The sequence below is a fragment of the Spirosoma validum genome (genome assembly GCF_014699035.1).
Classification (GTDB): domain Bacteria; phylum Bacteroidota; class Bacteroidia; order Cytophagales; family Spirosomataceae; genus Spirosoma; species Spirosoma validum.
Genome location: NZ_JACXAA010000018.1, coordinates 80,115 through 90,183 on the forward strand (window position 1 = coordinate 80,115; position 10,069 = coordinate 90,183).

Annotated in this window: 8 protein-coding genes, 1 tRNA gene and 1 pseudogene; 3 read left to right on the forward strand and 7 right to left on the reverse strand. The window is 46.7% G+C overall.

Annotated elements, in window-relative coordinates; translation table 11 throughout:
* Positions 1-38: 38 nt before the first annotated feature.
* Both rnr and IC230_RS30360 read left to right on the forward strand, forming a co-directional pair.
* Positions 39-2,510: a ribonuclease R gene (gene rnr / locus IC230_RS30355; protein WP_191042840.1), complete on the forward strand. Its 2,472-nt coding sequence runs from the start codon at positions 39-41 to the stop codon at positions 2,508-2,510.
* 81 nt (positions 2,511-2,591) lie between these two features.
* Positions 2,592-2,663: transfer RNA gene (locus IC230_RS30360), tRNA-Arg, on the forward strand.
* A gap of 259 nt (positions 2,664-2,922) precedes the next feature.
* On the opposite strand, the gene IC230_RS30365 is transcribed toward IC230_RS30360, so the two are convergent.
* From IC230_RS30365 to IC230_RS34930, 7 genes and pseudogenes are all read right to left on the reverse strand, one after another.
* Positions 2,923-4,074, reverse strand: a complete 1,152-nt coding sequence (locus IC230_RS30365; protein WP_191042841.1) for a tail fiber domain-containing protein — start codon at positions 4,072-4,074, stop codon at positions 2,923-2,925.
* Between the two features lie 149 nt (positions 4,075-4,223).
* Positions 4,224-5,081, reverse strand: a complete 858-nt coding sequence (locus tag IC230_RS30370) for a hypothetical protein (protein WP_191042842.1) — start codon at positions 5,079-5,081, stop codon at positions 4,224-4,226.
* Positions 5,082-5,088: 7 nt separating this feature from the next.
* Positions 5,089-6,105 carry a tail fiber domain-containing protein gene (locus IC230_RS30375; protein WP_191042843.1) on the reverse strand — a complete coding sequence of 339 codons (1,017 nt, stop codon included), beginning with the start codon at positions 6,103-6,105 and terminating at the stop codon, positions 5,089-5,091.
* Between the two features lie 158 nt (positions 6,106-6,263).
* Entirely contained in the window at positions 6,264-6,428 is a 165-nt protein-coding gene (locus tag IC230_RS30380) for a hypothetical protein (protein ID WP_191042844.1), read from the reverse strand.
* A 63-nt stretch (positions 6,429-6,491) separates the two neighbouring features.
* The gene (locus IC230_RS30385) at positions 6,492-6,776 is read right to left on the reverse strand and encodes a hypothetical protein (protein ID WP_191042845.1); all 285 of its coding nucleotides are present in this window, start codon (positions 6,774-6,776) and stop codon (positions 6,492-6,494) included.
* A 48-nt stretch (positions 6,777-6,824) separates the two neighbouring features.
* Positions 6,825-7,022: a type IIG restriction enzyme/methyltransferase gene (locus IC230_RS34925; RefSeq protein WP_449451375.1), complete on the reverse strand. Its 198-nt coding sequence runs from the start codon at positions 7,020-7,022 to the stop codon at positions 6,825-6,827.
* Positions 7,023-7,698: pseudogene (locus IC230_RS34930) on the reverse strand (DUF7149 domain-containing protein); the annotation flags it as partial. It abuts the gene before it with no gap.
* 617 nt (positions 7,699-8,315) lie between these two features.
* On the opposite strand from IC230_RS34930, the gene IC230_RS30395 reads away from it, so the two are divergent.
* Positions 8,316-10,069, forward strand: a 1,754-nt coding sequence (locus tag IC230_RS30395; RefSeq protein ID WP_223860951.1) for a hypothetical protein, incomplete at its 3' end; no start/stop codon positions are given.

Genomic DNA, 10,069 nt, shown 5'->3' on the forward strand with positions numbered 1-10,069 from the left:
GTTATTTTCAGCTTGACTACGGAGTCAGGCATTTATTTATGAGGAACGAAAAACAAAAAAAATATTCCGCGAAACCTGCCTCGGGACAGTCGCACACGACTCGCCCGCGGGAGAAAGGTTTGGAAAAAGCAGCAAAGACGAAGCCGATTCAGCAAGCAGACTCTTTCCTGGATGAACTGAAGAACGACCTGATGGCCTTTTTTCAGATTAATGATGAGCAATCGTTTACGCAGGAACAGGTCCTTGACCATTTTGGCACCGGCGACCGACGAATGAAGCTCATCATACACGGCCTGATTGGTGAACTCACCGATGAAGGCACCCTGGTACGTCAATCTGACGGCAGTTATCGTGCTGATGCCAACGCTAATCTGATTGAAGGCGTAGTCGATCACGTTAATTCAAGATTCGCTTTCGTTATTCCTGACACAGCTACTGGTGTTCGGGGTGATCGCGACGACGATGTATGGGTTTCAACGGATGACCTCGCCGGGGCCGTTGATGGTGACCGCGTGCGTGTCGTTCGTTTTACAGACTCACGAAACGCGCCGGGCGGGCGTTCCCGCAGACGGATTGAAGGCAAAGTCGCTAATGTGATTGAACGGGGACGTACCGAGTTGGTTGGACGTATTGAAGTCTGGCCAACGTATGGCTTTGTTGTTCCTGATAGCAAGAAGATTTACGAAGATATCTTCATTCCTAAGGAAAAGCTTGGCGGAGCAAACGATGGCGAGAAAGTCATTGTACGCCTGACGAAATACCCCGCTCCCAATAGCAGCAAACAGCAGTTCGAAGGCGAAGTTGTTACGGTGCTGGGCCTGGCAGGCCAGAACAATACCGAAATGCACGCGATTTTGGCTGAGTTTGGCTTACCGATTCATTTTCCTACCGACGTTGAACAGGAAGCCGAAGCGATCCCAACGGAGATCCAGGCAAAAGATCTGGCCAAACGGCGTGATATGCGTGAAGTGACAACCTTCACCATTGACCCTGTCGATGCGAAAGATTTCGATGATGCGTTGTCGGTTCAGGTGCTTGATAACGGCAACTACGAGATTGGCGTACACATTGCCGACGTAACGCACTACGTTCTTCCCGGCTCGAAACTGGAGGCTGAAGCGTATAAGCGCGCTACGTCCGTATATCTGGTAGATCGCGTCGTACCGATGTTGCCCGAAAAGCTGTCGAACGGCTTATGTTCACTACGTCCAAACGAAGATAAACTGACGTTCTCAGCGGTTTTTGAATTAACCCACGATGCAAAAATCGTCAATGAATGGTTTGGGCGGACGGCTATTCACTCGAATCGGCGTTTCGCTTATGAGGAAGCGCAGGACATTCTAAACAACAACAGTGGCGATTATATAGAAGAGCTACGGCTGTTGAACGAACTTGCCTATAAATTGCGTGATGAGCGTTTCAAAAACGGCGCGATCAATTTCGAGACAGTCGAAGTACGATTCCGTTTAGATGAGAATGGCGTTCCACTAGCGGTTTACCCGAAAATCCGTCAGGACACGAACAAACTCATCGAGGAATTTATGCTGCTGGCGAACAAGCGGGTAGCCGAGTTTGTCCATTCGCTCTCGAAACGGAATAAGGGTGGAGAAGAAAATACGATGGTGTATCGGGTCCATGAAGGCCCGGCCGAAGATAAGCTACGTAGTTTCGCCGATTTCGCCCGCAAGCTAGGGTACAAACTCAATGTCGATGACGAGCATCTGTCAAGTTCGATGAACCGATTCATGGCTAGTATCGAAGGCAAGCCCGAAGCGAATATGCTTCAGCAACTAGCTGTACGAACGATGTCGAAAGCGCGCTATACAACTGAAGATTTAGGACACTTTGGGCTGGCGTTTCGTCGGTACTCGCACTTTACATCGCCCATTCGTCGCTACCCCGACATGATGGCCCACCGTTTACTCCAACATTATCTGGACAAAGGCAAACCGGCGGATCGGGAGGAGTACGAGGAAAAAAGCAAGCACTCGTCGGAGCGCGAACGAATGGCTGCTGAAGCGGAGCGAGCCAGCATCAAATACAAACAGGTTGAGTTCATGAGCCGTATGGCGCCGGGTCAGCATTTTGAAGGCGTTATTTCGGGTGTTACAGAGTTCGGCTTTTTCGTAGAAATCACCGAAAACAGCTGCGAAGGCCTGGTTCGGATGCAGGATCTGACAGACGACTACTATGAGTTCGATAAGGATAATTACCGGATTGCTGGTCAGCGCCATAAGAAAATCTACACGTTCGGTGATCCGGTAATCGTACAGTTGAAAGAAACGAACCTGGCCCGCCGGAGCATGGACTTTGCTCTGGTTGGCGATAAAGCCGAGCGGAGTTCCACGGATTCAAACCTTAGCCGTTCAGGCCGACGTAGCGAAAGCCAGGGAGCTCGTTCAGGCAGTTCGAAGGGCACATCCTCTTCCCGACGAACCAGTTCATCTAAACGGAACGAAGGAGCAGCTGCCAAAGGCGAAAATCGACGTGGAGGTCGCGGACGGCGCTGAAAAGTCATCCCTGGTTTGGAAATAGTCTTGCATAAGCCTAGCGAAACTGCTACCTTTGCAGTCCCAAAACCGGGGAGAACGGCTCCCGTAGTTCAATGGATAGAATTTCGGTTTCCGGTACCGACGATAGGGGTTCGAATCCCTTCGGGAGCACAGACTATAGAATTAACCCGCTAATTATCAGACAGTTAGCGGGTTTTCTTTTACCCAGTGGACGGTTTAGTGGACGAATTAATCAGTTTGAATAATTGGCGCTTATTACCCATCAATTTGTAAGATATAATTTAACAAGTATAGAGTTCTCAGATCATTTTGTGTAGTTGTCTCTAACCAACATTGTAATCACGAGTGGATCAAAAAACCAGAAAGATGCAGGTCGAAATTTGGCATTTCTTCCCAGCAACAGTTTTACTTACGGTTTGAACGTAACGGTAGTTTGAGCTGACGAGGTAGTGAGCAACGATTCGATTTTAGCCAGTCGGGCCTGGGTCGTACTTTCCCGTTCTTTCGAAGCGGCCAGTTCTGCTTCCAGCTTTTCTACTTTTTGAATCAGTGCCTGAATAGCAATGAGATTCACCCCATCGAAATCGGCCTGGTTGATACTCTTATCTTCGCCGATAGTGCCTAGTTCATCCTGACCAAAAGCCGCAAAGAAGTCCTGGGCCATTGGACCGTAGTGACGATACGTCTTAGCATCCTGGCCTTTGTAGTTCCAACTGCCTAAGCGCATATTACTGATTTTTTGAAGAAAAGAAGTGCCGTCAGTTAGTCGAAAATTCTCTTTACGAGTCGAATCGGAGATGGTCTGCCAAGCGTTGCCGCCAGCGTTCAGGGATACCCCGACAGCGTCTGTTTGGCTGGCAGGAGTACTACTATAAAGTTTATACCCTCCCGCAAAACGCATCAGCATTTGATTGTCGACATCGTTTTTGTAGATATCATATATAACGCTAACTCCGCCTGGGGGCTGATCGCCAATTATAAACGCTCCCTTTCTGGAATTAGTTGAGACGTAATTCCCCATAGCAGTAGAGAAATCAGCATTAGCAGTGGCTACATAGCCAAGGGCTCTGGACGTGTAACCACTGGCTGTCGAGCTCTGTCCTGTAGCCATTGAGCTATAGCCGCTGGCGAGGGTATTGGTCCCCATAGCCAGTGCGTAGTTCCCACTGGCCGTAAGAAAGCCCCCGATCGCTACCGACCCGTAGCCACTGGCGGTAGTGGCAAAACCCATGCTGGTAGCGGCATAGCCGCTTGCCCGGGTATCAAGTCCGCTGGCAAACGAATACGAGCCCGCATTGTCTTTATCCCAGGCCGCAAACGTTGCGCTACTTCCCGAGATTCCGCCCGCTCGGAAGGCTCCCTTGCTACCGTACCAGATAAGCTTAGGGTAGGTTATTGACGATGAACTAAGGGTACCCGTGGTATCGTACCCAAACAGGACGGTTTGTCCGTAGAGTACGTTAAAAAAGGCTTTGGGTGTAGTAGTACCTATACCCACCTGGGCGTGGCCTAAGGTAACAAAAAGAAGAAATGGAAGTACTACTAATAAAATTGATTTCATAGTTAAGGGACTTATTGAAACGAAGCCCGCAAGGTAAGAAAAAAGCCCTGACTGTTTGCCGGGGCCTTCTCTCTATAATCACTAATTCAACCGCTGGACAGAATTAAACAGCTCAGCTGAGTAGGGGACTTCTTAACCACGTTTACCCTTTACTGCTGAAAATACTCCACCTTATCGGCGTCGATGTTATTATTCAACCTGGCTTCGACTACGGTTGCAGGCAGCACTGTTGAGCTGACCGTTACAATGCCCGAGGATGCCCCCGGACTCAATTGACCCGTCAAGCCAAACGACAGTCGATCGCCAGCCGCTACGCTTTGTGAAGTGGTTAAGATGTAGTAGTTGGGGTTTGAGTTATCCAGGCTCCAGACGCTGTTCTGCACCGTCCGACCATTGACGCTGGTTAAGCCCGGATCAAAGTCCAGGTTGAGCTTTTGATCTTTGGTGACCCGCACCGTAAAGCTGCCACTGGTGGCTACCGAGTTTAGCTCGACCACATCGATGACGACTGTAAAGGGCGCTGATCCGTAGACGGTCGTGGGCCGGGCGTAGACGATGGGCGACAGATCTGAGAGCGCCGTGGCCGTGACCACATACAGATTTTGGCTGGTCAGCGTGTTTTGCACGTAATGCGTGGTTGCATTGACGGTGCTGCTGGTGGTGACGGTCAGGTTGGTGCTGGGTGCTGGAGCGTAGGCCACTTGCAGCGTTGACTCAGTGTAGCCGTTCAGTTCGCCAGGCAGGTAACTGATGCCCACCCGGCCTGAAAATAGAAATGGGGCGCCGAACTGGTAAAGCCGGCTGATACTAGGATTGTTAGCTAGGGGTGTGCTGGTCCTCTTGATGCTGTTACTCGTCAAATTTAGCGTGGCCGAAGGAATAAGTGAGAGCCCATCGACAGTCAGGGCCGTGCCCGTCAAGACTGTCATGCCGCTACTAGCCACTGAGAGTTGAGCCGATGCACTAAGGGCTAACAACAGCCCTAGAAGAGTTAGATAGGTTCGCATGCTCAGGCTAGGGTTTGAAGGTGAGCGCTTGGCTACTCGTTTGTCCTTGCAGGGCGGCTTCGATCTTATCCAGCCGGGCCTGTGTTTCTGATTTGAGAGCCCCGTTTTGCTGCCGCAAACTCTTATTCTCGGTTTTCAACTGCTCAACTTCTTTGATCAAAGCTTGAATGGCGATCAGGTTCACGCCATCGAAATCAGCTTGGTTGATGCTTTTGTCCTCGCCGATCACGCCTAACTCATCGTGTCCAAAGGCGGCAAAGAAATCCTGCGCCATGGGGCCATAATGGCGGTACTGCTTAACGTCTTGCCCCTTGTAGTTCCAGGAGCCTAAGCGCATGGCATTGATCTTCTGGAGAAACGATGCTCCGTCCACGCTTCGAAAATTCTCTTTGCGGGTCGAATCGGAAAGGGTCGACCAGGCATTGTTGTTAGGCGTTAACCGGACCCCTACTGATGTAGATTGATTACCCGTATCACCACTATAAAGGACGTATCCCCCAGTAAAGCGCATCATCATTTGATTCCCCGCCGTATTGGCGTAAGTCGTACCTGAATAATCTCCCATGATAAAAGAGCCTGTTTTGTCGGCCGTAGACACATTGTTTCCCATCGCCGTGGCATTATCACTGCTGGCGGTCGTATTAAATCCTAGCGCGAAAGCGTTGGGCCCACTGGCCACCGCCTGGGTACCCAGGGCAATGGAGCGGACATTAGTGGACGTAGTGCTAAAGCCCATGGCGATAGAATAGTCACCACTTGCGATGGTATTATAGCCAGTCGCCAAGGAGTAGTAGCCGAGTTGGTTAGAGTCCCATTGGGTTCCATTGATATAGCCTGCTCTAAAGGCACTTTTAGCAGCGTTCCATTGTACTTTACTGCCTGAACCGGATAAATCATAGCCAAACAGAACATTTTGCCCCGTAGCCACATTAAAAAACGCGTTAGGCGTAGTCGTGCCAATACCCACTTGGGCGTAGCTTATATTGGCAACCAAGAGTAGTCCGTAAAGTAATTTGTAAGCCATAAAAGGATGGGTTTAGATGTATCGCAAGGTAAGCAAAAACCCCTTCGACTGCGGAGGTAATTGAGGGGGTTAGCTTGAACTTAGCTTTATTTATCTAAGGTTGCTTTCGATCGATCAGCTTTGTTTAGAATACTGGGGTAAACGTGGTAGACAGGCTACTAAAGCCCTGGCCATTCGTCGCTATCTTTGGCTTTCATTAGATTTTCGTAAATCTGCTCCGCTGTTGCTTTGTTGTAAACCAGAGTAAAGTAGTCTGCAGCGGTATTTTGCATGATCCCACTGGCGTCATCGAATCCAACGTGATCAAATACTATATGTAGCATTTCATCGATTGTACTATACAGTTGAACTCCTATATTTTGTGACTTTAGAAGCAGGCTTTCTGTTTATATCGTCTGCGCTATTGAAAGGATTTTAATTGCGGTTTCTCGATCCATTTCGCTTGCTTTATTGAGATAATCAGCACTATTGCCCCAAGATGCGGTTTCGCTTAAGCGTATGGATTCCGCTTCTAATCGTTCGATCTGGATTTTATAATACTTAATTCTATCAGATGGAGCCTTTTCAGTCTGCAATCGAAGAAGCAGTTCCTGCCAGTTCGATAAATGAAGCTCCAGCATTGCCGCTATAGCAATGAGCGCCGGTGTGGGGGTATGATCTTGTTGGTCCATAGTAAGGAAATGAGTTGGGGCCGCTCTGAAACGACCTGATTGAAGAATTTAACGTAGTTCGAAGCATACAGCCGCCGGGTTAGCAGCTTCTTTTCGCCGAATTACTTTTCTACCGCCCTCTTTGATTTCCTCTAACCCGATGAGGTGAAGTAGTTTCGCGTAAAATTTGGGGTTGAGTTTGTTGCTATCCGTTGCCGCTGGCAGCTTCAGCAGATGAGTAGGCGAAAGAATTTTGTAGAGCGACAATAGCCCCTTATCATTTACCTTGTCCTCATCCGCTACAATCTTCTGAAAATTCCGTAGGTCAAAATAGGTGAATGGTATTTCTTCAGCATCGGGTTTATTCGCTAACTCGATCAGGAACGGCTTAACAATTTTATTATAAAACAACTCGTTGTTACTGCTGACCTTTTGGCCCGATGACCAGGTTTTATACTCTTTGGTTAGATGAGCGTTCCGATAGAATAAACGGTCGATCAGAGCCGCATCAAAGATGAACCACTCATAGACGTTGGTAATGACACAATGCCGAATATCGCTGTTTTTTGAGCGTTCGCGCCCTTGAAAGTAGTAATTCGTGAAAGGCTTTAGTGTTGAGGTCTTGGCGGGTAATCATTTCGCTTTTATTGGCGGGCCGTTTTACCTCGGATAACAACCCCGCTTGCGTCGTCGCGTCTTTACTTAAGTGAATGACAAAATCGGTTTTTCCTTTGGGAGCTACTACGTAAGCATCTTTGTAATAGACTTCTTTCAGGAAGTCCATCAAATGATCTTTAATGTTCTCCTCACTTTCCTTTTCGTCAATACGACCTAATAGTCTAGTAAACTGAGTTTTGAATAGCTCAATCTGTTCGCGGGTTGTCGATTGTAGCCGATAGGTTTTTTCAAGGGATTCGGAAGGGGTGAGGACTTTAAAGTGCATTGCATTCTTTCGTTAAGAAAGGCAATTAACACACCGTTGAACAATCAAACAAATGAATATACCAAAGGGGGGAGGGGTAGGTAAAATCTTTAAAAGTAAGAGTGACCACGACCGTTAGCGTAACCCCAAAAAAACGCGGTCAAAATTCGAGACCATTATCCAAATCCGTCAACGTAACGAGTTTATGTTGAGCAATCTACAATTAGATAATCTAAGATTTAATTAACGCTATATCTATTATTGACCTAAAGGCTAGACAACGATAATGCAACTTAACAGTAGAAAAAGGCACCATAATCTAACCGTTGAATAAAAACTAATAACGGATTGAATAGTACAATTCTTTTTAAAAGAAATCCTAATCTATATTTATTAGCCCATTCTATGTTGGGGAACAATAGTATTTTCTCCAAATCCTTATAAACCTAAGTTTCTTCCTTAGGCTATCTCATTACTTGACTATGCTGGCTTGAAATCGCAGTATCAGTGATTTGCTTAAGGTCATCAGTATAGTTGCCAGTAACAAAATTCAGTATTTCAGTGAAGTAATTTGTTTACAACCGCATCTATGTATACCCGTCAACTGTAATACATCAATTATTTAACTATACATATTTATGAAAAAGAACCTTCTGCTTTTCCTTAAAGCTACTACTGTTCAGGCTGGTAAAAGTGCGTTTTCTTATTTGCGAGAACATCAAATTCAAGTGTTAGCACAGTATAGTGAAACTGCGTTTGAAGTTTCAGCTTCAGACACAGAAATAAAGGTTATAAGAGATTCTGGTTTCTTTAGCGAAATATATGATGGCCCAATCAAGACTGAACAAATGGCCGATAAGTCAAGAGAAGCACAGGAAATAGCCGCTACCTGGAATTTATCTTATGAATCTTCCTTTAGGACGTCGAGCAAGGATTCTAATCGTGGAATTTCGTGGGGTGCTAAGGGATTTGACGAACCGCGTCCATACTCTGAGTTATCTGAAGATTTTTTTTTGAAAACCCTCCGAGAGAAGAGTATTAGACAAGTTGATTCACCCTCTTCAAGAAATATACCGTTCAGTAGAGAACGAGTTCAAAATTCCTTCACCACACTTGAAAAAAGACTTCTGAATAAATTCAAAGATCCAACTAAAGTTTATCATCTATCCAGGCTTGCTATCGTTCATCCTGAATTGGAAGAAACAGTATTGAATTTAGAAGAAAACCTCGTTGATGAACTTTTAAAAGAGAAAAAATCAGTAAGATTTAATCTTGGTGTTGAAGCGTTAGGCGCAGGCGCAGAAGAATCCTGCTGGCGCATGAATGGAGAAATATCAGTAGGCGTAGTGTTTGTTGAATCATCAAAAACAGATGGTCCCAAATTTAGTGAGACAGAGCGCATCACCCTTCGTAACGAAATCCAAACGGGTATAAATTGGTTAGCCTCTCAACATCCTGTTGGAAATTTATCATGGGTGTACAATTATCATTACGTAAGTATAGATGTGGCAAATGGGGATAATCGTAGTAGAGAAGACTATTGGCGCAATCCAGCAATGAAGAAAATCGGGTACAACGGTAAGAGCTATTCGGACGACTGGAATGGCGTTGTTAGTTACCGTAATGAGCTACGTACTGTAAATAATTCTGCACATGCAATAGTAGTTTTTGTAACACCTTTTGCAACTAATTGGCATGCTTACGCTGATAACGGACGTTTAACCCTCGCTAATCGCAACAATTGGGGGAATTGGGGTATCAATGCTATAGATTCTATCACCGCTCATGAAGTATGTCACTTATTTGGCGCAGCCGATGAGTATACAGGGGACGGCACGCCATGCTCCAGTTGTACAACCACTCATGGATGTGACAATGTTCCTAATGGTAATTGCAGAGCTTGTGCGGCCGGGGGCGGAATAGACTGTCTAATGGATCAGAATTCGTTGATCATGTGTTCCTTTACACGTAGACAAGTTGGCTGGCCAGCATCATCTGCCTGGGGGAGGTTTGAATTAGCCGCCAGTAGTAGTGCAGCGACTAATGGTGGTATAAGTTCGGTTTCCAGAATACCGGGTAGTATGGAGTTGTGGTGGATCGGTGCCAATGGGTCAATACAGGGTGCTTACTGGTATGATGGTAATCCGTGGAAACGATACGAGATAGCTCCAGCAGGTAGTGCAGCCACCAGTGGTGGTATAAGTTCGGTTTCTAGAATACCGGGTAGTATGGAGTTGTGGTGGATTGGTGCTAACGGATCAGTCCAAGCCGCCTATTGGTATGATGGTAATCCGTGGAAACGATATGAATTGGCACCGGCAGGTAGTGCAGCCACCAGTGGTGGTATAAGTTCGGTTTCTAGAATACCGGGTAGTATGGAGTTGTGGTGGAT

What these genes read in the sequence shown, in the direction of transcription:
- IC230_RS30380 (WP_191042844.1), bottom strand. Translation starts at nt 6,428, where the DNA reads ATGCTACATATAGTATTTGATCACGTTGGATTCGATGACGCCAGTGGG.
- rnr (WP_191042840.1), top strand. Translation starts at nt 39, where the DNA reads ATGAGGAACGAAAAACAAAAAAAATATTCCGCGAAACCTGCCTCGGGA.
- IC230_RS30370 (WP_191042842.1), bottom strand. Translation starts at nt 5,081, where the DNA reads ATGCGAACCTATCTAACTCTTCTAGGGCTGTTGTTAGCCCTTAGTGCA.
- IC230_RS30365 (WP_191042841.1), bottom strand. Translation starts at nt 4,074, where the DNA reads ATGAAATCAATTTTATTAGTAGTACTTCCATTTCTTCTTTTTGTTACC.
- IC230_RS30385 (WP_191042845.1), bottom strand. Translation starts at nt 6,776, where the DNA reads ATGGACCAACAAGATCATACCCCCACACCGGCGCTCATTGCTATAGCG.
- IC230_RS30375 (WP_191042843.1), bottom strand. Translation starts at nt 6,105, where the DNA reads ATGGCTTACAAATTACTTTACGGACTACTCTTGGTTGCCAATATAAGC.